Raw genomic sequence first — 26,655 nt, forward strand, 5'->3', positions numbered from 1 at the left:
GTTACTGTTTTGCCAAGCGCGCAGTCGCGGTATCAAGCAGCTTTGAGACCAGTTCGCTCAACTGTTTGGCACCCATGGTAGGTGCCCAGTATTCGCGTCCGTAAATGCCGACATTGCGCGCGAACTTGACCTGTTCCATGGAAGTCGCCAGCGTTTTTCCGTCTCGGTCAACGATCTGCAGATCACCCGCCAAGTCGAAGCTGTCTACGTCGATGGGCCCATTCACCCAGATCCACAGCGTCAGTGTGAGCAAGGCACCGGGGAAATAGGCGGGATGCGGAGCTCGACGACCTTTGAGCGAAGTCATATTGAAGTTGAGCACCACATCGTTTTCACCTAAACGGGTGGGGTATTCGGTGATTTGCTTGAAGTAGCCGCCTTTATCCACGTACTGCTTGATCTGCGTCGTTAGCGAACGACTGATGGAGGTACGTGTAGCAGCGTCCATGTCCGGGACCGAGACCTTCACGTCGGCGAGTTGTGCGGTACGCGGGCTGGCAATGGGGGCGGGATGTGTGGGTGCGCCGATTGGGCCGGTAACATTGTAAGACACACAACCGCTCATTGTTAAAATGGTGATTATGGTTGTGAGTTTTGAGAAACTTTTAAACATGGGTATTCCTAAGCATTACGAATTTTCGTTGTGAATGATTTTATTATCAATTAAAAGACGGCCGAAGATAATTATTGGTAAATTACGGACGCAGCCGTAAGCACAGCGACTTTCCAAGATTCATGAGTTTGCGCACTGGGCAGCGCCGCCGAATTGGTGGTACTAATCAATTTTGGCAGTCAGATCGCTAACAGCTCTAAAAAGCACCACAATGCCAGAAGATTTTTTATGAGCGCACTCAATTTAATCAACTAATTATCCTCATAAAAATACTCACCACAGTGCCACGCACGCACTCCACATCGACTCATTCAGCTTATATATTTTTCATTTGTCATTTCTTTACCTGCAGCAACTCTAATTGCCGCACTCTTAATTTGAGCAACTCTTCCCCCATAAAATTTTAGGCACTAGCGCAAAAAGCGTCTTCGGCATTAAGTAGCTAAGAATATAATTTTTTGCCTTATCTGAACTGCGTTTCAAGAAAACAGAATCAGACTCATCGGCGCCTTGATCGCAATACCAACTGTCGTACGTCTGTTCTGCTTTCTCGCCAAACAATTGATATACATCTCCTCCAAGAATCGCGATTCCGAAAGCCTCGAGTTCATAAATAGCATGTAAAGCGTCATCATGACCTAGGGCCCAGTTCTGCACTCCCAAATGATCCAGGGATATACCTCTACCTAGAACAGTATCAATTCGCTCCGACCACACAATACTCATAGATCACTCCACTGAAGTCGGCTTGAATAGTCGATAGTCCCGCCGACTACTTTATGAACTCGTCATATTTGCCCGGTGCAATCTACAATATTGTTGCACTGACTAATTAACAACTATTTTTTGCAACAAGCTCGCGACTTTAGATTTTAGCATTTCATCGTCAAGTTCATACTCTTCTCTTGATTCATCTGGCTCGTACATATCCGCAGCACAACAAATACTGGACAAACACTCGCTCAACGAAGGTTCATCGAACTGAAGGACATTCCTATCTCGCTCTATTTTCCAAAGTTCAATGTACGCCTCAGAAAAAATCTTGCCTGTCAGCCTTCCCGCTACATACGATTTTGCAAACTCCAAGATAGTAAGACTCATAGCAAATCTCCATTTTCAATAAAGCTAAAAATTGCTGAGTTACCGGGGATTATTGCTCAGAATTTCATCAGCAATTTTTGACCTTGAGCGTTCATTTCGGAAGGATCGCCTTTGACGTTAGCGAACGTACTATCTTCACGGTTTTCATGTTTTTTGAGTGCTCGGTCAGCGAGTGAAAGCTGCACTGACTTATCCTAAGGATCTGACAATTCCCGCATACGACAAATCAACAAGGCATTTCCCTGCCTACCTGTTGCCTTTTGCACCATCTAAACTCTAACGAGCACAAACTCCATAAAAATGCCATCACCGCTAATACCTTCAATAACTGTCCGACTCGCTTCTATCGACTTTACAGCAAAGTTTGTTTCATTTAATGACGCGGAAAAGTCAACGATACAATCTATGTCTGGGATCCTTTTGCCCCCCTTGATTTTAAAACCATCGATACCAAGAACTGCTATATCGTTATTTTTGCAGTAATCGACCAACCTAAGCCCATCGTCAACATTAAACAAAGGAGTGCCACTTCATAGCATTGTAGGAGTAATAGGTAAACCATGTACGGATACTTCAAGTGTAATCAGTCCCATGGCGCAACCTCAAACACCATCTTCGTGCCCTTCGAACTCCCACAAACCTAACGCTGATACCTTTCTTGAAATTTCATTCCAATTTTCACCCAAACAACCTTGTAGAAAATTTTCGATGAAAAGAACAATTTTTTGATAATTATAGTCACGAACAATAAGGTAGTGATGTCCAACAAGAGCTTTGTCCAACCCGAGGTTTTCTTCAATCCATGCCGGAGTACAAACCTCTATATCATAGGACTCTTCGCCTTCTCCACATTCGGGGCCGATCATAGCCTGAAGAAGAAAACAAAAGCTGCCTGCGCATTCCGGCTGGTAATTTTCAAGATTGTAAATGTCAGGGCTATGCAGCCGTTTTAATTTCGCGTTCATAATGGAACCCAGAAAGGTGGCTGCTCAGGAGTTCGCACTAAAAAATCTACCCGATCAGAAATAAACATCAGGGCATACACCACGTAACAATCTCCGACATTCAAAGGAGAATAGCTAGTTTGATCAACCTCATTCAAATAGCGCTCCTTTGTTGGGATAGCGCTACCGAGATTAGCCTGGCATAAGGCTAGCATATTTTCACTCACTTGAATTTGAAGTCGTCAACTGCTCCAGTAATGGAGTTTCTTACATAGTGAATTTCGATTCCATTGATATTTTGCGCCGATTTCACCCAGCCATCAGTTGCCGGCCATCGGAAATCAATCATCGGAACCGTCAGTGGGCGACCAGCAACAGGATTTTAAATAGCCTGCTCCATTGCAAGCTTTTCACGAAAGTTAGCAGGCGTAGATCTACCCGTCGAACCCTAGCCCAACGGTTTGTCTACTAAAGCTGGTATTTCAACGCCTTTTGTACCGACGAATTATAGACTATGGGCAATACTCAACCATATAACTGCTCCCTAGTTCTTGCTGCATCGATTTGGCCAGCTCCTCCCCCTCTGCTTTGTGCCGAAGCTCTGCCTCAGGCGTGGCAAAACAAGAATCGGGCGGGTAGTCGCTATTGAACGTCGACTGATACTCACCGTCCCACTCACTGATTTTGACCCTCAGCTTTGGAGAAAAGGGCAAATCTTCAATATCAACGTGCCCCATTCTATCCGGATCTGGGCAGAATATCGGCACAGCTAAATACTCACTCGTTAGTCTTAACCTGATCATGGCAATGGTTTCCAAGAAGTGACCGGATTAGCTCGAACCACGAAGCCGTTCGAGCCAACCCCAACTGCGATGTTTTGCTCAACACCATTGTGCGTGATGCGATAAACATTAGCCGAACCATTGGTCCCGACAACGTTCCCACGTTCAAGAGCACTCATTACAACATTTGGAATGTCATCACGTGAGATGCCTTTTTTGACAAAGTCGGCTTCGTGTCGTTTGTAGATGTGTTGCAATCCGGCAGCATCAGTACCCTTTTCCAGCCAGACTGTTCGGCCATCTGGCAACCTACGGATATCAACCACCCTTCCTGGGGTGATTTTAGTGCCTACAGGCAATCCCGAAATCAATTCGTCCCTAGTCAGAGCGGACCCCGACACTCCTTTTGCACCAGCCCCAACTTCACCAACAACCTTAGCGCCAGCTCCCAATCCACCCGTAAGAACGATACCAGCAATCTCACCGTTCGTAGCCTGAGTGGTTTTTTGCGCGGTCAGGCGTAAGTCGTCTTGGTTGCTGTCTTGAAAACCCCGAACAATTGACTGTTCCTCAAGGCTCAACCCACCATTGCGGTCAAACTGATCAAGTACGTTTAAGCCGCCCTCCACTTCTGTTCGCAGTGCGTTGCACGTTGAGAAGTCCTCACACTGCAACAGGGTGATGCCGGTTTTTTTGTCGCCGAGGCTCTCGTATTTCGCTGTGACATCCGATCGGCAAGCCGCCGGGTCCCCCGCCGCTCGACAGCCCTTCAGGTCCTTCACTAAATCACCAGCTTCTTGATGATTCAGGTAGTTGTACTGCGTAGCGTTCTGCGCCACCCACGCACCGGTTTGCAGGCTTTCGCCATCCGCATCACGCTGCGTTGCCGCCGCCAGCACACCCACCAGTTGCGAGGTCATGCTCAGCAGGTTTTCGTTTCCACCTACCAAGCTATCGAGCTGGACGACCAAGGCTTCGTTGGCGCCTGCCGCGAGTGCGCCGGTCTTGAAGTCGCCGCCGCTGACTTGCGCCAACAGGCCACCGACCATGGCGTGAATCAAGATTTTTGGCGGACTGCCGTCAGGGAAGATGCCGTGTGTGGCATCTCCTGCTGCATTGAAGCTCGCAGCCGCCAAGGTATTGAACAAGGTGCTTTGCAAAGCGCTGCCCAAGTCACCGCCCTGCCCCATGATCTTGTTCAGCGCCAGCGAGGTGCCGTTTTGCAGGCCCTGATTGGCGGCGAATTGGCCGACGTTTCCCCATGTCCCGAGATCGGTTGTGATCTTGCCGGTGACCGGATTCGTGGTGGTACCGGTCCATTCGTTGAAGTAGCCCGCGGTCATGCCGGCCGTGAGGCCGGAAATGGCGTAGCCCTTGAGGGCATCGCTGGAGGTGACGTCTTTGAACACGGCGCCCAGGTTGCCGCCATTGTTGATGAAGCTGACGGTGGCGTTGGTTGCTGCGCTTGTGGCGATGGCTGCCCCACCTGCGGCCACTGCGCCAGTACCGCCCAGCGCCGACATGGCAGCAGGGCCGACAAAGGCAGCCATCAGGATGGCGATCGCCAGTTGTGCGCCAACGCCCAGTCCCGAGTTGCTGTACTGGTAGGCGTCGTGGATTTCCTGGACCAAACGCCAATCCACATCCCCACGCTGCTCCGCATCCTTGAGCCAAGCCAGGTTCGGATCGGCCTGCACCATGGCATCAATGGTCTCGCCTACCGACTTCTGGTCGATGGCCTTGAGGTCGATGTTCAATCCATTCGCGGCATTGATCGCCATCTGCCCCTGGGCCACCAACTGGCTCTGGCGCAGGGTTTCATCGGTGTTGCCTTTGCCCGAGGCGGAGTTCCAGGCCAGGTCGCCTTTACTCTTTTCGTGGCTCTCCTGGTGCATGTCCTTGACGGCTTCGAAGGTGATGCTGCCGCCACTTTGCAGGGTCAGGTCGTTGCCGCTGTCGAGCCTGGCGCCCTGGTACAGCTGATCGCCGCCGCTGACCAGCGTCAGGTCGCCACCGGTGTTGATTTGGCTGCCGATGTTCTTGATGTCGGTGACTTCGTCACGCTGGGTTTCCTTGCTGCCCCAACCGCCCTTCTTTTCCTTGTCGTACAGCGAGTAGTCGCTGTCTTGGGCGGCTAGCAACTGCAGGTTGCCGCCGGCGACCAGGTAGGCTTCCTGGCCGGCGGTGACGGTGCTGGCGATCAGCGTGAGGTCCTGGCCGGCGCCGAGGGTGACGTTGCCGCCGGCGTTGAGGCTGGTGCCGACCTGGCTGACGTGGTCTTCCTGGGCTTCGACTTTGTGGGTTTTGCTGTAGCTGTGGTCTTCGTTGGCGGCGGATGCCAGGGTGAGGTTATTGCCGGCGTTCAGGGCGAGGTCGCGCTGGGCGTCCAGTTGGCTGGCGACGATGGCGAGGTCGTGGCCGGCGTTGATGGACAGGTCGCGGCCTGCTTCGAGGCTGGCGCTGTGTTGGGTGATGGCGAGGTCGCGGTTTTTGCTGCCGTGTTCGTTGCTGTTGAGTTGTGTGGCCGAGCCGAGGGTGACGTCGCGGCCGGCGCTGATGCTGGTGTCGCGGCCGCTTTGCAGGACGCCGCCGAGGTTGTTGAAGTCGCGGCCTGCGGTGATGGTCAGGTCGTTGGCTGCTTCGATGCGTGCGGCGTTGTCGACGAAGTCGCGGTGCTGGGTGTTGAAGCCGTTGCTGCTGTCGTGGCTGGTGACGGTGCGTTCGTTGCTGATGTCGCCGGTGAGGCTGGTCAGGCTGACGTCGCGGCCCTTGATGATGCCGCCGGCCTGGTTGGTGAGGTCGTTGCCGGCCAGCAGGTCGAGGCGATTGCCGGCCTGCACCAGGCCGCTGTTGACCAGGTTGTTGCCAGCCATGGCGGCGAGGTTGCCGGTGGCCTTGAGGGTGCCGGCGTTGTCGAGGTTGTGGCCAGCGATCAGGCTGACGTCCTGGCCCTGGATCAGCGCGCCGTTGGCGGCCAGGCGGTTGTCGGACTGGGCCAAATACAGCACCGGGACCATGACTTGCTGGCCGTCGACGATCGCGTTTTCCAGCCAGACGATGTCGTGGGTCAGGGCCGCCACTTGCTCGGCGGTGAGGCTGACGCCCAGCGACAGCATCAGCGAGTCCTTGCTGGCGATGGCGTTGTCCATCAGGTAGCGGAACATGTCTTCGTCGGAGGTCAAGCCGTCGAGATAGCGCTGGCCGGTGTGGGCGACCACGGCTTGCTGGATCAGCTGCTGCTCGTAGAAGCCGTCGCCCAGGCGCTTGGCGCTGTCGCCGGGGTTGTAGCCGAGTTGGCTGAGCAGGTAGTCCGAGCTCATGAATTGCTTAAGGTCGGTGAGTGCCGGGTTGGTTTCGATCAGGTATTTATGCGGCTGGGATTGCCCGGTGTTGCCGGGCAGGCCCTGGACCTTGGCCACATTGACCGCGCCGGCCATGCCCTGGTTGCCGGACGGGTCGGCGCTGATGTCGCGCCCCTCGGTGCCGGGTATGGCTTGTTGCCGCTCGGCCGCGCCGACGCTGGCCTCGCCGAGGTTCCAGCTGTGCGGGCCGGTGTCGCCCTGGGTACTGCCCTGGCCACTGAGGCGGAACAGGCCGTTCTGCCCGGTGGGCAATTCGAACCCTGGCAGCGCCAGTGGGTTGATTTGCTGTTGTGCCAGGTCTGGGGGCAGTTGCTGATTGAGGGTCACGCGGTTGGAAAATGCGTTGCCCGGGGCGCTGGTGTTGGTGCTCGGGCCACTGCCGACGTACTCGAAGCCGGCACGCACCACGCTGTTGTCGAAGTCGTTCTGGGTGGTGATGTTGACGTTGCCGCCGGCCTGGATGATCGCGGCGTAACGTTGGTCACCGGTGCCCAGTTGGGTCACGCGACCAAACTGCGGCAATTCGGCTTCGGTGGTGCCGATGAACTGGCTCATGGCCGCCGCCAGGCCGCCGAGGTTGCCGGCGTCGTAGCCGTTGCCGTGCAGCCAGTAACGGTCGGTGAACGCCTGGGCCATGTTGACCCAGCCGCTGCCATTGCTGGCGCGTTGGGTACGAAACACGCGCACGGTTTCGGTATCGGAGGTCTGCACGCCGGTGTTGGTCAGGTTGTTCAGCGTGGCGGTCAGGTTGCCGCTGGTGGCGATGGTGCTGCTGTGGTTGAGCAGGTCGCCGCCGTTGAGGGTCAGGTCGCCACCGGCGGTGATGCTCGACGCGGCACTGGCGGCGGTGACTTGCAGTTTTTCGCGCTGCACGATTTCCCAGACGCGGTTTTGCTTGCCGCCGCAGTCACCGGCGTTGACGCCTTCGATGCAGGGGATTTGTTCGATTTTGGCGGTGTAGATGCCGTCGTCAGAGACCGTCAGCAGCGCACGAATGTTTTTGATCGTGCTGGCGGCCAGGCTCATGCGGCCGTCGCTCTGAATCAAGCCGGAGCTGTTGACGATGCTGGAGGCCCAACCACCAGCGCCGTCACGGTCGATGTCCAGGTCGCCCAGGCTGTAGAGACTGGCGTAGCTGTTGGTGAGCGATGCGACGCGCAGGCCCATGTCCCAGCCACTGAAGATCAGGCCATGATCATTGAGCAACGCCGCCGTGGCGAGGGTGAGGTCTTGGCCGCTGCCCAGGGTGCCGTAGTTGTTCACGGCGCCTGCGTGCAGCATCAGGTCGGCGCTGGAGGTCAGGCGACCGTAGTTGTTCAGCACGCCGGCGACGGTGATCAGGCTGTCGCCGCCGCTGGCGATACTCGCCACTTCAGGCAGGTTTAATTGCCCGGTGCTCAGGGTCAAGTCACCCCGGCTGCTCAGTCGACCCTTGCCGGTGTAGAGGCCGCTCAGCCCCAGGTCCAGGCTGCCGTCGCTGGCGATCAGGCCGTCGTTGCGCCAGTTCACGCCGGTGCCGATCAGGCTGTTGGCGGCCAGCAATTGGCCGCTGGCGCTCTGGGTGAAGTCGTTGACGTTGACGCTCAGGCGCCCGGCCTGGATGACGCTGCTGTTGGTCCACTGGTCGGCCGTGAGGGTCAGGCCGCCCCGGGTGATGAGGTCGCCGCCGGCATTGATGACGTTGGCGGTGGCGATATCGAAGGTGCCGTTGCCGACGTGCAGCACGGTGCCGCCGGTGTTGAGGAAACCGCCCAGGCCCAGGCTCAGGTCGGTGTTGGCGCTTTCCAGGGTGCCGTGGCGGTTGTCCAGCAGGCCCGCGATTTGGAAACGGCTGGCGCCTTGGGTGCCGAGGGCGCGCAGTTGACCGCCCTGGTTGTCCAGGTGGGCGGCGGCGATGTTGAGGGTGCTGTCGCTCTCGAGGATGCCTTGGGCATTACTCAGGGCACCGGCCAGGCTGAAGTCGATCTGTTGAGCGGCGATCTGCCCTGCGCGGTTGTCCAGGTCGGCGCCGTTGACGCTGAGGCGTTGTGCGGCGTAAAGGCCGCCACTGCGGTTATCGAAGTGGCCGGTGTTGAGGAGCACATCGCCCGATTGAGCGGCAAGGCGCCCGCCCTGGTTGTCGATACTGGCCGTCGTCAGGTTCAGGCGCTCGGCCTGGGTGGTGCCGCCCTGGCCGCTGATCAGGTGGATGCCGTTTTGCAGCCAACCGCTGAGGGTGGCGGTCAGTGTGGCGTGCAGGCTGGCCAGGACGCCGCCGCGGTTATCGAGGTTGCCGGCGTTGAGGTTAAGGTCACCGTGCTGGGCGAGGATACGACCTTGCTGGTTGTCGATATCACCGGCAACGTCCAGGGTCAGCACGCCCTGGCTTTGCAGGGTGCCTTGGTCGTTGCTCAGGCGTGCGGCTTGCAGTTGCACATCGCCGTGCTGGCTGTAGATCAGGCCGTCGGCGTCGTTTTGCACCACGCCAGTGGCGGTCAGCGTCAGCAAATCGTTGGCGGCGACGGTGCCACGCTGGCGATTGTCCAGGCCGCCCGTCAGGAGGGTGAACAGCCCTTGGCTGGCGAGTTGGCCGCCCTGGTTATCGACCTGGCTGGCGCTCAGGCGCAACAGCCCGGCGCTGGCGAGTTTGCCCTGGGTATTGGTCAGGGCGCCAAGCAGGTTGAGGGTGACGGCGTTGTTGCCGATCAGGCTGGCGCTGCTGTTATCCAGCGCGTCGGCGGTGATGCCCAGGGCCTGCGCGGCACTGATCGCGCCGCCGCGGTTGTTGAGGGTTGAAGCCTGAACGGTCAGGGCAGCACCGCTGTCGATCTGGCCGCCCTGGCTGTTGTTCAACTCAGCGTCGACGGTCAGTGCCTGAGCGGCGGCGCTGGAGAGGATTCCGCCGTTGCGGTTGTCGAGGCTGCCGGCTTTGACGGTCAGGTTGTGCTGACTGACCAAGGCGCCGGCATCGCTGTTGAGCAAGGCGTTTTTGACGGCTACGTCGAGGTTACCGTTGCGGCTGGAGAGTGTGCCGTGGTTGCGGTTGTCCAGGCTGCTGGCGTTGACGGCCAGCCCTTCCCAGCCGGAAATAAGGCCGTTCTGGTTGGTCACGCCAAGGCCGTCGAGCGTCAGGTACTGGCTGCTGATCAGCTTGCCGTGGTGGTTATCGAGGTGGCGGCCGGCGAGTGCAAAGCTTTGCTCGCTGGAGATTTCGCCGCCTTGGTTGTTCAGGTCGCGCAGGTGGTGGATGCCCAGCGCACCAGCGGTGGTGATCAGGCCACCGGCGTTGTTCAGGTCGCCGCCCGCCGCGCCGAAATCCAGGGCGATGGCGCTGCCCAGCAGCGATCCGCCGTTCTGGTTGTTCAGCGCGGCGGTCTGGATATTGAGGCGCCGGGTGGCGTTGATCAGGCCGTGAGCCTGGTTGTCCAGCAGGCCGTCGACGCTCAGGTCCAGGATGTCACGGCTGGTCAGGGTGCCGCCCTGGTTGTTGAGGCTGGCGGCGCGCACGTCGAGGGCCGACGCGGCGATCAGGCCTTTGAGGTTGCCCAGCGCCTGCTCCACGCGCACGGTCAGTGCCTGGTTGCTCAGCAGTTTGCCGTCTGTGTTGTCCAGGCTGTTGGCGGCGAAGGTAAAGGCTTGGGCACTGGAGATTTCCCCGCCCTGGTTGTTCACTTCGTTGAGGTGGCCGAGCATCAGCCGCGGTGCGCTGATCAGGCCGTTCTGGTTGTTCAACTGGCCGCGATTGAGGCTCAGGTTCAGCGCGCTGTTGCTGAACAACAGGCCGCCTTGTTGGTCCAGGCCGGTGACGTTGGCGGTCAAAGCCTGGTCGCTGGCGATGCGGCCGGTGTCCTGGTTGGTCACCTGGGTGGCCGTCAGTTCAAGGGTATCGCTGCTGGTCAGGCGCCCGCCGTGGCTGTTATCGAACGCGCCCGTGTCGAGGCGCACAGGGCCCTTGCCACTGATGTTGCCGCGCTGGCGGTTATCCAGGCTGGCGCTGTGCAGGCTGAGGCTGGCGTCGGCGACCAGCTGACCGCCCTGGTTGTCGACCACCCCGCGGCTGGTCAGGCTGAGTGGGCCGGCACTGGACAGGCTGCCCTGGCGATTGTTCAGGCTGGCGGCGCTCACCGTCAGTGCGCCTTCGCTGCTGACTGAACCGCCGAGGTTAGTCAGGGCACCGTCGAGGCGGATGTCCACTGCCGACAGGGCATTGACCGCCCCGCCGCCGTTGTCCAGGGTCTGGCCGGCCAATGAGACACGGCCCTTGGCCTGCAGCAAGCCCTGGCTTTGGTTGAGCACTTGCGCGACGCCAAGGCTCAGGTCCGTGCCGGCCAGCACCTTGCCGCCGTCACTGTTGTTCAGTTGCTGGCCGCTCAGGTTCAGCGCCGCCGAGCTGGATAGCTCCCCGCCTCGGTTATCCACAGTGTCGACCTGGACGGTCAGGACTTTGGCCGCGCCGAGCAAGCCATTGTGGCGGTTATCGAGGGTGGTGCCGGTGAGGTTCAGGTTGCCCTGGGCGATCAGTTCACCGCCCTGGTTGTCCAGGTGCGTAACGCTGAGGTCAAGATCGCCGGTAGCGCTGACCCGTCCATTCTGGCGGTTATCCAGGGTGCTGCCAGAGAGGCTCAACGCCTGGTTTGCACCCAATTGACCGTTACGGTTATTGATCGCGCCGCTGGCGCTGAGGCGAAGGTCCTGCCCGGCCATGATCAGGCCGGCGACGTTGTCGAGGGATGCCAAATTAAGGACGGCCGCTGCAGCGCTGGAGAACTCACCCGCGCTGTTATCCAGGTGACCCACCTGAGCCTGGAGCGGGCCGCGACTGTTGATCAGGCCCTGTTGGTTGAGCACTTGGTCAGCGTGCAGGGTGAGGCTGTTGTGGCTGAGCACACGCCCCTGCTCACGGTTGTCCAGCGTCGCGGCACTGACCTGCACGCCGTTTTGCGCACTCAGCGTGCCGCCACGGTTATCCAGGGTTTGGCTGACGCCCGCGTCGAGGTTGCGACTGGCCGTCACGCTACCGCTGTTGCGCAGGTGCTGCGCACTGAGGCTGATATCGCCGACGCTGTTGCGGCTGTTGTCGGCATTGACGCCGGCCTCGATGATGCCGCTGTTGGTCAGTTGGCCACCGGCGCTCAGGCTGATGCGATCACGGGCAGCCAGGCTTTGCCGGTTGCTTGAGGCGCCGCTGGTTTTAACCTCCAGGGCGGTGCCGGCGTAGACCGGACCTTGCGCCTCCAGGCTCGCCGCCTTGACGCTGATGCCTTGGCTGGACGCCGCCTGGGCCAGGGTCAAATGACCATTGGCATCGATCTGGATATCGCCACCGCTGGCGGCCAGGTTGCCGGCCAACCGCACCCCGACACCGGCTTCGGTGCCCACCAGTTTGATGGCGCCGGCGTACATGCCACCCAGCGCGGTGGAGTCAATGGCCAGCTGTGGCTTCACGCTGCCGTCGTCGGCACGCGCCGTGGCATTGAGGGTCTGTGCGTCAACGTCGTTGCGGCCCGCGATCAGGGTCAGGTTGCGGGCGTTGATCTGCGCATTGAGCCTGGCCGTGCGGGTGATGATCTCAAAGCTGTCGACGTTGCCGGCATTCAGCCCCGCCCCCTCGATGCTCACGCTGCCGCCATCGACCTGAAAGTGATCGAGGCGTCCGTTGTTCAGGATCGGGGTGCCGGTGGTGAGGGTGGCACGTGGGGTGTTGATGAAGCCGCAGCCGTTGCAACTGATGCCATAAGGGTTGGCGACGATGACGCGCGCCGATGGCCCCGCGACTTCGGTGTACCCGCGCAGGTGGCTCGGATTACCGCCGTTGACTTCATTGAGAATGGTGCTGGCCGCCGAGCCCTGCAGGTTCGGGTTGCCGAGAATGATCCCGCCCAGTTGCGTGGCCTGGGTGCGCGTCGTGGCGTTGTTGAGGATCACCCCGTTGGCGCCAACGTTGTAGTCGTTGAACTGATTGTGCGACAGGCCACTGGCATTGGGCGCGGCGATGTTGACGATGGGCACGCCATTGCCGGCCTGGCCCAGTGAGGTGCCGGGGCCGCTGACCACAATGCCATCGGCCTGCACCAGCAGCGGCTGCCAGAACAGCGCATTGGCCAGGATCAGCGCCAGGCCGCGCTTGGGCAGGCCGCAGAAGCGTTCAGGGCTTGCAGGGGCGGCAGAGGGCTGGTGGTCACGGTGGGCAAAGGGACGGGTCGGCATATCAATCTCGATGCAACAGGGCGTTGTCGGCAATAGGGTTACATGAAGAAATCCAGGCGAAAGTAGATCGGCGCTTCACGCTCCGTCATCGCGGCCGGGCGTTTCAGGGAGTGGGCGAAGGTCACGCCGGCAGACAGGTGCTGGCCGCGGGCAAACAGCTCCAGCGAATGGCTGGAGACCCGCCCGTGCTGATCACCGTTGTAGCGCTCGTGGGTAATTACGCCCTGGTCGTAGCCCAGGCTGGCGCCGTATTCGGCCAAGGCCGGGCGCAACCAGGCAACGGTCAGCGGGCGTGCCCAGCGCAGGTCGTTGCGCCAGTAGGCACCGCTGTCACCGCTCAACTGCTGGTCCTTGAAACCGCGCAGCGAGGACGCGCCACCGAGGCTGATGCGTTGCGCGCTGAACAACACATCGTCACTGCGCTGGCCGGTGACCAGGCTGGTGAAACTCAAGGACTCCCCCGCCAGGGTGAAAGGCTGCAGGTAACTGGCGGTGGCGGTGTACTTGCGAAAACGCGCCTCGGGTTCACCGGGGCCGGGATGCCCTGCGCTTTGCGCGTCGAAGGCGCCGATGCCGTGTTGCAGGCCCAGGTCGAAGTTGATGAAGGCGCTGGCGACCCGGCGACCGTGGTTGATGCCCCACTGCAGCTCGCTCAGCCGATTGCTGCTCAGGTCCAGGCGGCTGTCCTCGATGTAGGCGTTGGTGCGCAGGTGCGCGACACCGAGGCTCATCGAGGTTTTGCTTAAAGCGTCGCGATGGATCACCCGTTCTGCGCGCAGCAGGTGGTGCTGGCTGTCGCCGGACTGCTTGAAGTTGAAACCATTGCCCTGGACCTGCGAGCGGTAATCGCTCTGGCTGTAGCTGTAGCTGAAGTTCCACCAACCCCAGGGCAGGCTGTAATAGAGCATGGCGTTTTGCGAGGTCTTGCGTCGGTCGCTGACGGCGTCGTGACCACCGCGTAGCACCAGTTGATCGGCCAGGCCCAGGGGGCTGTCCCATTCCAGGGCGGTGCCCCATTGCTGTTCACCGGTGGATTTTTGCCCGTCGTTGTTGCGCGACACGCTGGCGCGCCAGGGTTTTTGCGCAGTGTTCTCCACCCTGACCCGGGTGCCGCCCACCTGCGCGCCCGGCGCCAGTTCCATGCGGGCCTGGTTCGATGGCAACCGGTTGAGCTGGTCGACCAGTTGCTCGATCTGACGCAGGTTCAACAGCTCGCCATCGGCGCCGGGAAACGCCATGGCCAGTTCACGCGCCGACAGCCCGCTGTCCTCTGCGCGGTCCAGGCCTTCAAGCGTGCCTTCGACCACCAGCACTCTCAGGTGGCCGCTGGACAGGTCCTGTTGTGGCAAATAGGCGCGACTGGTGACCAGCCCGCTGGACAGGTAGTTCTCGGTGATGACCTTGAGCAGCTCATTGAGCCGGGCCACGTCCAGGCATTGGCCGAGGTAGGGTTTGAGCAGGGGCGAACGCGCGCCGGCGGGCAAGTGCTGGGCGCCCTCGATGTCGATCGTGTCGATGGCAAAGCAACGGGAATCAGCGGGCATGGCCGGTGCGTCCGGCATGCTCGGGCTGCCGGGCAACGCCTTGAGCTCTTCCAGCCGCTGGCGCTGCTCTTGCAATAAGCGATTCTGGCGATCACGGATAATGTCCTGATCGCCGGGATTGGTAACGGGCGCGGCCATAGTGCTGCTGATAACGCTTATATAAATAAACGAAACGCACGTAAGGAATTGCGCCCTCGACAGTAATGAGGGCAACTTGGAGAACCGGGTAATAAACGAGGGGGACTAAAGTAACACTGTGATTGGCACTCGCCACCCCTTGAAACAATGCCGCTGGAGACAACAGGAACATCCCTACATACAGTGGTTAAGTTTTCCTACAGAACTTTCTGATACTTTGTTCTTTTGCAGTTTCCTCGCACAGGCAGTGCTTTGCGGCCAGTATTAAATGCTCAAGCTAAGCGTGAGGCTAAAATATTCAGCCAATGATTAAACTTGGTCTTCACTCTCAACTTTCTTATTGATCATGAAGTCAATGTAGGAGCTGCCGCAGGCTCGGGCCGCGATCGGACGATCTTTTGATCTTCGCCCTTGAAAATCAAGATCAAAAGATCGCAGCCTTCGGCAGCTCCTACGGGGGCTCTGTTTCATTCGGCCGGATCTGGTTGGCTGTCAGGCCGCCTTCGCTGGCAAGCCAGCTCCCACAAGGGGCTTTGTTTCATTTCGCGGGATCTGGTGGCTGTCAGGCCGTCTTTGCGGGCGATGGGCAATAAAAAAATTCAACAAATTGCTGGCGCCGCCGAAACCCTGTGAAAGCCTCACGGATTGAATATGCCATGCGTAATAACCAGCCCATCACTCAACGCGAGCGGACCTTCCCGGCTCAGCAGCGGTTGATTTCCACGACCGATGCCAAGGGCGTGATTTCCTACTGTAACGACTACTTCGTCGAGATCAGCGGGTTTTCGCGTGAGGAACTGATCCGTGCGCCGCACAATCTGGTTCGTCATCCTGACGTGCCATCGGCGGTGTTCGCGCATATGTGGGGCACGCTCAAGCAGGGTCAGCCCTGGATGGGTATCGTCAAGAATCGCTGCAAGAGCGGTGATCACTATTGGGTTAACGCCTATGTGACGCCGATCTTCGAAGGCAATCAGGTGATCGGTTACGAGTCGGTGCGGGTCAAGCCGACTGCTGAGCAGATCCGTCGTGCCGAGGCGTTGTATCAGCGGCTTAACCAGGGCAAGTCGGCGGTTCCTGCCAGTGATAAGTGGCTGCCGGTTGTGCAGGATTGGTTGCCGTTTATTCTGGTGAGCCAGTTGAGTTTCATGATTGGCGCCACGCTGACTTCGCACTGGGGCTTTGCCCTTGCCGCCGGGCTTTCGGTGCCGTTGGGCCTGATGGGCTTGAGCTGGCAGCAGCGTGGGTTGAAGCGCTTGTTGCGTTTGGCCGAGCAGACCACGTCCGACCCGTTGATTGCGCAGATGTACACCGACAGCCGTGGCGCACAGGCGCGGTTGGAGATGTCGATTCTGAGTCAGGAAGCGCGCCTGAAGACCTGCCTGACCCGTTTGCAGGACACGGCCGAGCATCTGACCGATCAGGCCAGGCAGTCCGACACCCTGGCGCACAACAGTTCGACTGGCCTTGAGCGTCAGCGGGTTGAGACCGAGCAGGTGGCGACAGCGGTGAACCAGATGGCGGCGACGACCCAGGAAGTGGCGAGCCATGTGCAGCGCACGGCAGATGCCACCCAGGAAGCTAATCGCCTGACGGGGCGTGGTCGTACCATTGCCGGGGAAACCCGTGACGCCATTCAGCGCCTGTCGGTGGTGGTTGGGGAAACCGGGATGACGGTGACTCAGCTTGCCAAGGACAGTGACGAGATCGGTGGTGTGGTGGACGTGATCAAGGGTATCGCGGACCAGACCAACCTGCTGGCGTTGAACGCGGCCATCGAAGCGGCCCGTGCCGGTGAGATGGGTCGTGGGTTTGCGGTGGTGGCGGATGAGGTGCGGCAACTGGCGCAGCGGACCAGCGAGTCCACCGGGCAGATTCATGCGCTGATCGCCAAGCTGCAGCAGACGGCCAGTACCGCCGTGCAGACCATGGAAGCCGGGCATCGTCAGGCTGAGGAAGGTGTGGCGCGGGTGCTGGAGGCGGATCAGGCGTTGGTGGGGATCAGTGAGGCGGTGGCCAATATTACTGATATGACGACGCAGATTGCGGCGGCGACTGAGGAACAGAGTGCTGTGGCTGAGGAGATCAGTCGCAATATCAGCAATATTTCGCAGCTGGCGGATCAGACGTCGGAGCAGGCGCAGCATTCGGCGTTGTTGAGTGAAGAGCTGACCAAGACGGCGAGTACACAGTATTCGTTGGTTGAGAGGTTTAATCGCTAGGGTAAGGTCAAGGTCAAAAGATCGCAGCCTTCGGCAGCTCCTACGGGGGCGTGTATGAGCAGAAACCCGGGTAGCTTCCGGGTTTTTTGTTGCTGCACAAAACCTGTGGGAGCGGGCTTGCCCGCGATGAGGCCCTTACAGCCACCGCAGATGTCACTGAAGGAAGCTGGCAACCTTCTGCGCCGCAGCGGCCAGATGCTGTTCGTGGGTATGCCCCGAAGCCTTCAGCGGTTTGAGGTCATGATCCCCCGCCACCAGCCAGAACAACTCGATGCCCGGTGACAACTTGTACCCTTCGACAGCCTCCCGATTGCCCAGCGCATCCCGCTCGCCCTGCACAATCAGCGTACGGGTCTTCAAGCCGGCCAGGTGTTCCACCCGCGGTTTCTCCGGCTTGCCCACTGCGTAGAACGGATACCCCAGGCACACCAGCGCATCCGCGCCCAGTTCATCCGCCAGCAAACTGGCCATCCGCCCGCCCATGGACTTGCCGCCAATGGCCAGTTTCCCGGCGACATGGCGTCGCACCACGGCATACACCTCCCGCCAGCATTCCAGCAGTTTCGGCGCCGGATTCGGTGGGCGTTTGCCGCCGTCGATACGCCGCTGCGCCATGTAGGGAAACTCGAAGCGCAGCACGTTGACCCCAAGTACAGCAAGGCGCGCAGCCATGTCGTTCATCCAGTCGCTGTCCATCGGCGCACCGGCGCCATGGGCGAGGATCAACGTCGCAGATGCCGGCCCTACAGCGGCATCCCATAACCATCCGTGATCCTGCACACACCGCGCCCATTGATCCCCGTCAATACTGGCCTTGTGCTCTTTGTCCATGCTTGCCTCGCTTTTAGTCTGCCTATAACTCCAGGCGAAGGACGCGCTGCCTTGTCGCACGCGTGCTCACTTCGGCTGAACCGTGGATGGGGAACCATGAACACTTCTATCAGTACCGCCTACAACTACAAGGTGGTCCGCCAATTCGCCATTATGACGGTGGTGTGGGGCATCGTCGGCATGGGGCTCGGGGTTTTTCTCGCAGCCCAATTGGTGTGGCCCGAGCTTAACTTCGATTTGCCGTGGACCAGCTTCGGGCGCCTGCGCCCTTTGCACACCAACGCGGTGATCTTCGCCTTCGGCGGTTGCGCCCTGTTCGCCAGTTCGTTTTATTCGGTGCAACGCACCTGCCAGACGCAGTTGTTTGCGCCAAAAATTGCCGCGTTCTGTTTCTGGGGCTGGCAAGTGGTGATCCTGCTGGCGGCGATCAGCCTGCCGCTGGGTTACACCAGTTCCAAGGAGTACGCCGAGCTGGAATGGCCGATCGACATTCTGATCACCATCGTCTGGGTCGCCTACGCCGTGGTGTTCTTCGGCACGATCATGCAGCGCAAGACCAAGCACATCTACGTGGGCAACTGGTTCTTCGGTGCGTTCATCATCACCGTGGCGATTCTGCACATCGTTAACAACCTTGAGCTGCCGGTGAGTTTCACCAAGTCCTATTCGGTGTATGCCGGTGCGACCGATGCGATGGTGCAGTGGTGGTACGGCCACAACGCCGTGGGCTTTTTCCTCACGGCCGGCTTCCTCGGCATGATGTATTACTTCGTGCCCAAGCAGGCCGAGCGGCCGGTGTATTCCTATCGCCTGTCGATCGTTCACTTCTGGGCGCTGATCACCCTGTACATCTGGGCAGGTCCGCACCACTTGCACTACACCGCGCTGCCGGACTGGGCGCAGTCGCTGGGCATGGTGATGTCGCTGATTCTGCTGGCTCCAAGCTGGGGCGGGATGATCAACGGCATGATGACCCTGTCGGGCGCCTGGCATAAGTTGCGCAGCGATCCGATCCTGCGCTTCCTGGTGGTCTCGCTGGCGTTCTACGGCATGTCGACCTTTGAAGGTCCGATGATGGCGATCAAGACCGTCAACGCCCTCTCCCACTACACCGACTGGACCATTGGCCACGTACACGCCGGTGCACTCGGCTGGGTGGCGATGATTTCCATCGGCGCGCTGTATCACATGATCCCGAGAATCTTCGGTCGTGCGCAGATGCACAGCATCGGCCTGATCAACGCGCACTTCTGGCTCGCGACCATCGGCACCGTGCTGTACATCGCCTCCATGTGGGTCAACGGCATTGCCCAGGGCCTGATGTGGCGCGCGATCAACGAAGACGGCACGCTGACCTACTCCTTCGTCGAAACCCTGGTGGCCAGCCACCCAGGCTTCGTCGTGCGCCTGGTAGGCGGCGCGATCTTCCTGAGCGGCATGTTCCTGATGGCTTACAACACCTGGCGCACCGTACGGGCCTCGCAGCCTGCCGACGTCGCCACTGCCGCGCAGATCGCCTGAGGAGTCCGCGATGAAACACGAAACAATCGAGAAAAACGTCGGCCTGCTCATGCTGTTGATGGTGCTGGCCGTGAGTATCGGCGGCCTGACCCAGATCGTGCCGCTGTTCTTCCAGGACGTGACCAACAAGCCGGTGGAGGGCATGAAGCCCTACACCGCGCTGCAGCTGGAAGGGCGCGACATCTACATTCGGGAAGGTTGCGTGGGTTGCCATTCGCAGATGATCCGGCCGTTCCGCGCCGAAACCGAACGCTACGGGCACTACTCGGTGGCCGGCGAGAGCGTGTGGGATCACCCGTTCCTGTGGGGCTCCAAGCGTACCGGGCCGGATTTGGCCCGGGTCGGCGCCCGCTACTCGGATGACTGGCATCGCGCGCACTTGTACAACCCGCGCAACGTGGTGCCCGAGTCGAAGATGCCGGCCTACCCATGGCTGGTCACGCAGGCGGTGGACAGCAGCCATACCGAAACCAAGATCCGCACCATGCGCACCCTCGGCGTGCCGTACACCGATGACGACGTCAGCGGCGCGGTGGCCAGCCTCAAGGGCAAGACCGAGATGGACGCCCTGGTTTCTTACCTGCAAGTGCTCGGCACTGCCATCAAGAGCAAGAGGTGAGTGATGTTTGAGATGAGCACTGGAATGATCCGCGGCCTGGGCACGGTCGTGGTGTTCGTGGCCTTCGTCGGCCTGACGCTGTGGGTGTTCAACACCAAGCGCAATCCGGAATTCGCCGAAGCGCGCCTGCTGCCGTTCGCCGACGAGCCGCAACCTGACAGCCCCCCAGAACCTGCAACAACAAGGAGTACCCGGTCATGACCACTTTCTGGAGTACGTGGATCTGCGTACTGACCATCGGCAGCCTGATCGGCCTGACCTGGCTGCTGATCGGCACCCGCAAGGGCGAGACCAAGGGCAGCGTCGACCAGACCATGGGCCACAGCTTCGACGGCATCGAGGAGTACGACAACCCGTTGCCGCAGTGGTGGTTCATGCTGTTCGCCGGCACGTTGGTGTTTGCCGTCGGTTACCTGGTGCTGTACCCGGGCCTGGGCAACTGGAAAGGCATCCTGCCCGGCTATGAAGATGGCTGGACCGGCGTGCACGAGTGGGAAAGGGAGATGAACAAGGCTGACGCGAAGTTTGGGCCGATCTACGCCAAATTCGCGTCGATGCCCGTGGAAGAAGTGGCTAATGACCCGCAAGCGCTGAAGATGGGTGGCCGCCTGTTCGCCTCCAATTGCTCGGTGTGCCACGGCTCGGATGCCAAGGGCGCGTTCGGCTTCCCCAACCTCGCCGACAGCAACTGGCGCTGGGGCGGCGATGCCGAGATGATCAAGACCACGATCATGGGCGGTCGCATGGCGGCGATGCCGGCCTGGGGCGAAATCCTCGGTGAAGCCGGCGTGAAGAACGTGGCCGCCTACGTGCGTCACGACTTGGCAGGGCTGCCGTTGCCAGCGGATACCAAGGCCGACCTGCAAGCCGGCCAGCAAGCGTTCAGCACCACCTGCACGGCCTGTCACGGCGCGAATGGCCAGGGCACCGAGGCCATGGGCGCGCCGAACCTGACGCACCCGGCCGGCTTTATCTACGGCACCAGCCTGACGCAGCTCGAGCAAACGATTCGTCATGGTCGCCAGGGTCACATGCCGGCGCAGAATGAGCTGCTGGGCAACGATAAGGTGCAACTGTTGGCGGCTTATGTGTACAGCCTGTCCCACGGTTTGAATACCGATCGTTTGCAGGCTGAAGGCAAACGCGAATAGCTCTCGACCGCTCTACTGCCGCATTCGCCTGCATGCGGCAGTTCCCTGCTCCTTTGCGACCAAGTGTCGCACCCTTCCTTAGTACGCCTTTCGGTTCCCCGAATTCGGGTCTAAGCTTGCCCAGATGCGGACTGGCATGAGCCGGTTCCAGGTCGACCCGACGCGATGCGTTCGACGAATGTGCTCGATGACAGGCCGCAAAGGCTGGTAGATACCGGCTGTCGCGCAAATCGCCTCCTGTCACCTGATCGTTGTGTTTGAACACACCCCGTTACATCTGACCTGACCCCCTCGGCTCTTTCGTCTGCTGCGACATTTTGTCCATGGGCAATTTTGTCCTTACGCGGCGCATGGAAAGGCCGCAGAATCAGCTTTTGAAAGCATTGACCCAGGTCATGGCGCGTTGCAATGACCCCCCGCTTTCTACATACTTGCGGCCGATTTTTACTCCTAATAAAACACCCAAACCGTGGAACCTTAGAATGAGCACAGCAATCAGTCCGACTGCTTATAACTATAAGGTAGTCCGCCAGTTCGCCATCATGACGGTGGTCTGGGGGATCCTTGGCATGGGGCTTGGTGTCTTCATCGCCTCGCAACTGGTATGGCCGGAATTAAACTTCGGTCTGCCATGGACGAGCTTTGGACGCCTTCGCCCGTTGCACACCAACCTGGTGATTTTCGCCTTCGGTGGTTGTGCACTGTTTGCCACTTCTTATTACGTCGTGCAGCGAACCTGCCAAACGCGACTGATTTCCGACAGCCTCGCCGCCTTCACCTTCTGGGGTTGGCAAGCGGTGATCGTCGGCGCCATCGTTACCTTGCCGCTGGGTTACACCACCACCAAGGAATACGCTGAGCTGGAATGGCCTTTGGCTATTCTGCTGGCCATCGTCTGGGTCACCTACGGTCTGGTGTTCTTCGGCACCATCACCAAGCGCAAGACCAAGCACATCTATGTGGGCAACTGGTTCTACGGTGCCTTCATCGTCGTGACGGCGATGCTGCACATCGTCAACCACGCTTCCCTGCCGGTCAGCTTCTTCAAGTCCTACTCGGCCTACGCCGGTGCAACGGATGCGATGATCCAGTGGTGGTACGGTCACAACGCGGTGGGCTTCTTCCTGACCACCGGCTTCCTGGGGATGATGTACTACTTCGTTCCGAAGCAGGCCGAGCGTCCGATCTACTCCTATCGCCTGTCCATCGTGCACTTCTGGGCGCTGATCACCCTGTACATCTGGGCCGGCCCGCACCACCTGCACTACACCGCTCTGCCGGACTGGGCTCAGTCCCTGGGCATGGCGATGTCGATCATCCTGCTGGCTCCGAGCTGGGGCGGCATGATCAACGGCATGATGACCCTGTCGGGCGCCTGGCATAAGCTGCGCACCGACCCGATCCTGCGGTTCCTGGTGGTCTCCCTGGCGTTCTACGGCATGTCGACCTTCGAAGGCCCGATGATGGCCATCAAGACCGTGAACTCGCTGTCGCACTACACCGACTGGACCATCGGCCACGTACACGCCGGTGCATTGGGCTGGGTGGCGATGATTTCGATCGGCGCGATCTACCACATGATCCCGAAACTGTTCGGTCGTGTGCAGATGCACAGCATCGGCCTGATCAACGCGCACTTCTGGCTCGCGACCATCGGTACCGTGCTCTACATCGCCTCGATGTGGGTCAACGGCATCACCCAGGGCCTGATGTGGCGTGCAATCAACGACGACGGCACCCTCACCTATTCCTTCGTCGAAGCGCTGCAAGCCAGCCACCCGGGCTTCATCGTTCGCGCCCTGGGCGGTGCGTTCTTCGCCAGCGGCATGCTGTTCATGGCCTACAACGTATGGCGTACCGTACGTGCCTCGAACCCGGCTGAAGCCGAAGCTGCCGAACAGATTGCTGTAGTTGGAGCTCACTGATGAAGCATGAAGCAGTCGAGAAGAATATTGGCCTGCTGGCCTTCTTCATGGTTATCGCCGTCAGTATCGGCGGCTTGACCCAGATCGTTCCGCTGTTTTTCCAGGACGTCACCAACAAGCCGGTAGAAGGCATGAAGCCGCGTACCGCCCTTGAACTGGAAGGCCGCGACGTGTACATCGCCAACGGTTGTGTCGGCTGCCACTCGCAGATGATCCGCCCGTTCCGTGCTGAAACCGAACGCTACGGCCACTACTCGGTCGCCGGTGAAAGCGTCTGGGACCACCCGTTCCTGTGGGGTTCCAAGCGTACCGGCCCGGACCTGGCCCGTGTTGGCGGTCGTTACTCCGATGACTGGCAGCGTGCGCATTTGTACAACCCGCGCAACGTAGTGCCCGAGTCGAAAATGCCGGCCTACCCGTTCCTCGTGGAAAACAAGCTCGACGGCAAAGACACCGCCAAGAAAATGGAAGTCTTGCGCACGCTCGGCGTCCCTTACACCGACGAAGACATCGCCGGTGCCAAGGATGCTGTGAAGGGCAAAACCGAAATGGACGCGCTGGTGGCCTATCTGCAAGGCCTGGGCACCATCATCAAAAGCAAACGGTGATTTAGATGGATATCGGGATGATTCGTGGCCTGGGCACCGTTGTCGTGATGGTGGCCTTCATCGGTCTGGCGCTGTGGGTGTTCAGCCCGAAGCGCAAGTCGGAGTTTGAAGACGCTACCTTGCTGCCTTTCGCGGATGATCCCGAAGCCATCAAGCACGTCGAGCAAGCTTCTAGGAGTAACAAAGAATGACTACGTTCTGGAGTCTGTACGTCACAGTCCTCAGTCTGGGCACCATCTTCGCCCTGACCTGGCTGCTGCTGTCCACCCGCAAGGGCCAGCGCGCCGAGCAGACGGAAGAAACGGTTGGACACTCCTTCGACGGGATCGAGGAGTACGACAACCCGCTGCCGAAATGGTGGTTCATGCTGTTCGTGGGCACCATCATCTTCGCCCTCGGCTACCTGGTGCTCTACCCGGGCCTGGGCAACTGGAAAGGCCTGCTGCCAGGTTACAACTACCTGGATAACGAAAAGCAGACCACGTTCGCCAACGGCCAGACCGGCTGGACCGGCGTGCACGAGTGGGAAAAGGAAATGGCCAAGTCGGACGCGCGTTTCGGCCCGATCTTCGCCAAGTTCGCTTCCATGCCAATCGAAGAAGTGGCCAAGGATCCGCAAGCACTGAAAATGGGTGGCCGTCTGTTCGCCTCCAACTGCTCGGTGTGCCACGGTTCCGACGCCAAGGGCGCCTACGGCTTCCCGAACCTGACCGACGCCGACTGGCGCTGGGGCGGCGAGCCCGAAACCATCAAGACCACCATCATGGGCGGTCGTCACGCGGTGATGCCGGCGTGGGCTGAAGTGATTGGCGAGCAAGGCGTGGCGGACGTGGCTGCCTACGTGCTGACCAACCTCGATGGCCGCAAGCTGCCGGAAGGCGCCAAGGCTGACCCGGCTGCCGGGCAGAAGTTGTTCGCGGCCAACTGCGTGGCGTGCCACGGTCCGGCGGGTAAAGGTACCCCGGCAATGGGTGCACCTGACCTGACCCACCCGGGCGCGTTCATCTACGGTTCGAGCTTCGCCCAACTGCAGCAGACCATCCGTTACGGCCGCCAGGGCCAGATGCCTGCCCAGGAACAGCTGCAAGGCAACGACAAGGTTCACCTGCTGGCCGCTTACGTCTACAGCTTGTCTCACGGTGAGAAAGCTCCGACGGAAGATGCCCAGTAACCTTTGATGTAACAACAACGGCCCCGCCCATGTGAATTGGCGGGGCCGTTTTGTTTATGGCCTATGCTCGCTTAACGCTTCACCTGTAGGAGCTGCCGAAGGCTGCGATCTTTGGATCCGCTTAATGCCCTACTTGTAGGAGCTGCCGAAGGCTGCGATCTTTTGATCTGCGCTTTTATTTAAGGGCAAGATCAAAAGATCGCAGCCTTCGGCAGCTCCTACGGGAGCGGCAAGATCAAAAGATCGTCCGATCGCGGCCCGAGCCTTCGGCAGCTCCTACGGGGATTGAATTTACGGTCATGGGAGGGCCCTGGCGCTGCGAAAACCGGCCATCATTCAAAAGTCAATTGATTCAAGTCATTACACTATCGGATAAATTCTCCCAACGTGACCAAAGGTCGCACCCTCGGACTAGAGCTACAGGCGTATCATTGCGCCACTGCAACACCTCTTTTTGACCGCGGTCGGCATGTACTGACCGGGGCATTTTTCCACTGCCGTGGGATGCAATGATGAGCAACCAGATACCGGTACACGACGTCACGCCACCCACCAAGAACGCGAATAACAGCGTCGACCTCTACGCCTCTCGAGAAAAGATCTACACCCGGGCTTTCACCGGCCTGTTCCGCAACCTGCGGATGATGGGCGGCGCGCTGCTGTTCCTGCTGTATTTCGGCACGGTATGGCTCAACTGGGGCGGGCACCAGGCAGTCTGGTGGAACCTGCCGGAGCGTAAGTTCTTCATCTTCGGCGCCACGTTCTGGCCTCAGGATTTCATCCTGCTGTCCGGGATCCTGATCGTCAGCGCCTTCGGCCTGTTCTTCATCACCGTGTACGCCGGGCGAGTCTGGTGCGGCTATACCTGCCCGCAAAGCGTCTGGACCTGGATTTTCATGTGGTGCGAGAAGGTCACCGAAGGCGACCGCAACCAGCGCATCAAGCTCGACAAGGCGCCGATGAGCGCCAACAAGCTGCTGCGCAAGCTCAGCAAGCACTCGCTGTGGCTGTTGATCGGTTTTGTCACCGGCATGACTTTTGTCGGGTATTTCTCGCCGATCCGCGAGCTGACCATCGACTTCTTCACCGGCCAGGCGGATGGCTGGTCGTATTTCTGGGTCGGGTTCTTCACCCTGGCCACCTACGGAAACGCCGGCTGGTTGCGCGAGCAAGTGTGCATCTACATGTGCCCGTATGCGCGTTTCCAGAGTGTGATGTTCGACAAGGACACGCTGATCGTCTCCTACGACCCGCGCCGGGGTGAAAGCCGTGGCCCGCGCAAGAAAGGCGTCGACTACAAGGCCCTGGGCCTGGGCGACTGCATCGACTGCACCATGTGCGTCCAGGTGTGCCCCACCGGCATCGACATCCGCGACGGCCTGCAGATCGAATGCATCGGCTGCGCCGCGTGCATCGATGCCTGCGACAGCATCATGGACAAGATGGATTACCCGCGCGGCCTGATCAGCTACACCACCGAGCACAACCTGTCCGGCCAGAAAACCAATAAGCTGCGCCCGCGCCTGATTGGCTATGCCGTGGTGCTGCTGGCGATGATCGGCTTGCTGATGGCGGCCTTCTTCATGCGTTCGCTGGTGGGTTTCGACGTCAGCAAGGACCGCGTCCTGTACCGCGAGAACGCCGAAGGGCGGATCGAAAACGTGTACAGCCTGAAGATCATGAACAAGGACCAGCGTGACCACACCTACCTGCTTGAAGCCACCGGCCTGCCGGACCTCAGGCTGCAAGGCAAGCGTGAGATCAAGGTCGCTGCCGGGGAAATTTTCAGCCAGCCGGTGGAACTGTCCAGCGCGCCGGAGCAATTGCCATCGAGTACCAACGAGGTGAAATTCATCCTCAAGGATGCCGATGACGACAGCGTCCACGTTGAAGCCAAGAGCCGATTCATCGGCCCACAAATTCGTTGAGAGAAGTGA

General features: G+C 59.7%; 18 protein-coding genes. 11 read left to right on the plus strand and 7 right to left on the minus strand.

Going from position 1 to position 26,655, the window contains the following annotated elements; translation table 11 throughout:
• Position 1: 1 nt before the first annotated feature.
• The 6 genes from IMW75_RS17120 to IMW75_RS17145 all read right to left on the minus strand — a co-directional run bounded on the left by IMW75_RS17120 (position 2) and on the right by IMW75_RS17145 (position 14,670).
• Positions 2-613 (minus strand): hypothetical protein, encoded by a 612-nt coding sequence (locus IMW75_RS17120; RefSeq protein WP_205893287.1) that lies wholly within the window; start codon positions 611-613, stop codon positions 2-4.
• Between the two features lie 372 nt (positions 614-985).
• The gene (imm40, locus tag IMW75_RS17125; protein ID WP_205893288.1) at positions 986-1,339 is read right to left on the minus strand and encodes an Imm40 family immunity protein; all 354 of its coding nucleotides are present in this window, start codon (positions 1,337-1,339) and stop codon (positions 986-988) included.
• 102 nt (positions 1,340-1,441) lie between these two features.
• The gene (locus IMW75_RS17130; RefSeq protein WP_205893289.1) at positions 1,442-1,714 is read right to left on the minus strand and encodes a colicin immunity domain-containing protein; all 273 of its coding nucleotides are present in this window, start codon (positions 1,712-1,714) and stop codon (positions 1,442-1,444) included.
• Between the two features lie 602 nt (positions 1,715-2,316).
• Positions 2,317-2,679 carry an immunity 8 family protein gene (locus IMW75_RS17135; protein WP_205893290.1) on the minus strand — a complete coding sequence of 121 codons (363 nt, stop codon included), beginning with the start codon at positions 2,677-2,679 and terminating at the stop codon, positions 2,317-2,319.
• A gap of 778 nt (positions 2,680-3,457) precedes the next feature.
• Positions 3,458-12,988, minus strand: coding sequence for a two-partner secretion domain-containing protein (locus IMW75_RS17140; protein ID WP_205893291.1), 9,531 nt, complete (start codon positions 12,986-12,988; stop codon positions 3,458-3,460).
• A gap of 38 nt (positions 12,989-13,026) precedes the next feature.
• Positions 13,027-14,670, minus strand: coding sequence for a ShlB/FhaC/HecB family hemolysin secretion/activation protein (locus tag IMW75_RS17145; protein WP_205893292.1), 1,644 nt, complete (start codon positions 14,668-14,670; stop codon positions 13,027-13,029).
• A gap of 411 nt (positions 14,671-15,081) precedes the next feature.
• Here IMW75_RS17145 and IMW75_RS17150 point away from each other — a divergent pair, with 411 nt between their 5' ends.
• Positions 15,082-15,303 carry a hypothetical protein gene (locus tag IMW75_RS17150; protein WP_205893293.1) on the plus strand — a complete coding sequence of 74 codons (222 nt, stop codon included), beginning with the start codon at positions 15,082-15,084 and terminating at the stop codon, positions 15,301-15,303.
• 23 nt (positions 15,304-15,326) lie between these two features.
• A complete protein-coding gene (locus tag IMW75_RS17155) occupies positions 15,327-16,892 on the plus strand; it encodes a methyl-accepting chemotaxis protein (protein ID WP_205893294.1) in 1,566 nt (521 codons plus the stop codon).
• 153 nt (positions 16,893-17,045) lie between these two features.
• On the opposite strand, the gene IMW75_RS17160 is transcribed toward IMW75_RS17155, so the two are convergent.
• Positions 17,046-17,723, minus strand: a complete 678-nt coding sequence (locus IMW75_RS17160) for an alpha/beta family hydrolase (protein ID WP_205893295.1) — start codon at positions 17,721-17,723, stop codon at positions 17,046-17,048.
• Between the two features lie 96 nt (positions 17,724-17,819).
• On the opposite strand from IMW75_RS17160, the gene ccoN (IMW75_RS17165) reads away from it, so the two are divergent.
• The 9 genes from ccoN (IMW75_RS17165) to ccoG all read left to right on the plus strand — a co-directional run bounded on the left by ccoN (IMW75_RS17165) (position 17,820) and on the right by ccoG (position 26,646).
• On the plus strand, positions 17,820-19,244 hold the full coding sequence (gene ccoN / locus IMW75_RS17165; RefSeq protein ID WP_205893296.1) for a cytochrome-c oxidase, cbb3-type subunit I: 1,425 nt from the start codon (positions 17,820-17,822) through the stop codon (positions 19,242-19,244).
• A 10-nt stretch (positions 19,245-19,254) separates the two neighbouring features.
• On the plus strand, positions 19,255-19,863 hold the full coding sequence (gene ccoO / locus IMW75_RS17170) for a cytochrome-c oxidase, cbb3-type subunit II (protein ID WP_045057425.1): 609 nt from the start codon (positions 19,255-19,257) through the stop codon (positions 19,861-19,863).
• Complete coding sequence (locus IMW75_RS17175; protein ID WP_045057424.1) at positions 19,864-20,064, plus strand: cbb3-type cytochrome oxidase subunit 3; 201 nt, start codon at positions 19,864-19,866, stop codon at positions 20,062-20,064.
• Complete coding sequence (gene ccoP, locus IMW75_RS17180; protein ID WP_045057423.1) at positions 20,061-21,014, plus strand: cytochrome-c oxidase, cbb3-type subunit III; 954 nt, start codon at positions 20,061-20,063, stop codon at positions 21,012-21,014. Before IMW75_RS17175 ends, ccoP (IMW75_RS17180) begins: the two co-directional genes overlap by 4 nt.
• 482 nt (positions 21,015-21,496) lie before the next feature.
• Complete coding sequence (gene ccoN, locus IMW75_RS17185; protein WP_045057422.1) at positions 21,497-22,939, plus strand: cytochrome-c oxidase, cbb3-type subunit I; 1,443 nt, start codon at positions 21,497-21,499, stop codon at positions 22,937-22,939.
• Entirely contained in the window at positions 22,939-23,547 is a 609-nt protein-coding gene (gene ccoO / locus IMW75_RS17190) for a cytochrome-c oxidase, cbb3-type subunit II (RefSeq protein WP_009042961.1), read from the plus strand. Before ccoN (IMW75_RS17185) ends, ccoO (IMW75_RS17190) begins: the two co-directional genes overlap by 1 nt.
• 5 nt (positions 23,548-23,552) lie before the next feature.
• A complete protein-coding gene (locus tag IMW75_RS17195; RefSeq protein WP_003175465.1) occupies positions 23,553-23,738 on the plus strand; it encodes a CcoQ/FixQ family Cbb3-type cytochrome c oxidase assembly chaperone in 186 nt (61 codons plus the stop codon).
• The gene (ccoP, locus tag IMW75_RS17200; RefSeq protein WP_205893297.1) at positions 23,735-24,718 is read left to right on the plus strand and encodes a cytochrome-c oxidase, cbb3-type subunit III; all 984 of its coding nucleotides are present in this window, start codon (positions 23,735-23,737) and stop codon (positions 24,716-24,718) included. The genes IMW75_RS17195 and ccoP (IMW75_RS17200) overlap by 4 nt, the downstream gene beginning before the upstream one ends.
• A 512-nt stretch (positions 24,719-25,230) precedes the next feature.
• The gene (gene ccoG / locus IMW75_RS17205; protein ID WP_205893298.1) at positions 25,231-26,646 is read left to right on the plus strand and encodes a cytochrome c oxidase accessory protein CcoG; all 1,416 of its coding nucleotides are present in this window, start codon (positions 25,231-25,233) and stop codon (positions 26,644-26,646) included.
• Positions 26,647-26,655: the final 9 nt, after the last annotated feature.

Source organism: Pseudomonas gregormendelii, from assembly GCF_017114825.1.
In the GTDB taxonomy this organism is placed as follows: domain Bacteria; phylum Pseudomonadota; class Gammaproteobacteria; order Pseudomonadales; family Pseudomonadaceae; genus Aquipseudomonas; species Aquipseudomonas gregormendelii.

Coding starts and splice junctions, on each gene's coding strand:
- ccoO (WP_009042961.1), top strand. CDS start 22,939: ATGAAGCATGAAGCAGTCGAGAAGAATATTGGCCTGCTGGCCTTCTTC.
- ccoN (WP_205893296.1), top strand. CDS start 17,820: ATGAACACTTCTATCAGTACCGCCTACAACTACAAGGTGGTCCGCCAA.
- IMW75_RS17120 (WP_205893287.1), bottom strand. CDS start 613: ATGTTTAAAAGTTTCTCAAAACTCACAACCATAATCACCATTTTAACA.
- IMW75_RS17155 (WP_205893294.1), top strand. CDS start 15,327: ATGCGTAATAACCAGCCCATCACTCAACGCGAGCGGACCTTCCCGGCT.
- ccoG (WP_205893298.1), top strand. CDS start 25,231: ATGAGCAACCAGATACCGGTACACGACGTCACGCCACCCACCAAGAAC.
- ccoN (WP_045057422.1), top strand. CDS start 21,497: ATGAGCACAGCAATCAGTCCGACTGCTTATAACTATAAGGTAGTCCGC.
- IMW75_RS17135 (WP_205893290.1), bottom strand. CDS start 2,679: ATGAACGCGAAATTAAAACGGCTGCATAGCCCTGACATTTACAATCTT.
- IMW75_RS17145 (WP_205893292.1), bottom strand. CDS start 14,670: ATGGCCGCGCCCGTTACCAATCCCGGCGATCAGGACATTATCCGTGAT.
- IMW75_RS17160 (WP_205893295.1), bottom strand. CDS start 17,723: ATGGACAAAGAGCACAAGGCCAGTATTGACGGGGATCAATGGGCGCGG.
- imm40 (WP_205893288.1), bottom strand. CDS start 1,339: ATGAGTATTGTGTGGTCGGAGCGAATTGATACTGTTCTAGGTAGAGGT.
- IMW75_RS17140 (WP_205893291.1), bottom strand. CDS start 12,988: ATGCCGACCCGTCCCTTTGCCCACCGTGACCACCAGCCCTCTGCCGCC.
- ccoP (WP_205893297.1), top strand. CDS start 23,735: ATGACTACGTTCTGGAGTCTGTACGTCACAGTCCTCAGTCTGGGCACC.
- IMW75_RS17195 (WP_003175465.1), top strand. CDS start 23,553: ATGGATATCGGGATGATTCGTGGCCTGGGCACCGTTGTCGTGATGGTG.
- ccoP (WP_045057423.1), top strand. CDS start 20,061: ATGACCACTTTCTGGAGTACGTGGATCTGCGTACTGACCATCGGCAGC.
- IMW75_RS17130 (WP_205893289.1), bottom strand. CDS start 1,714: ATGAGTCTTACTATCTTGGAGTTTGCAAAATCGTATGTAGCGGGAAGG.
- ccoO (WP_045057425.1), top strand. CDS start 19,255: ATGAAACACGAAACAATCGAGAAAAACGTCGGCCTGCTCATGCTGTTG.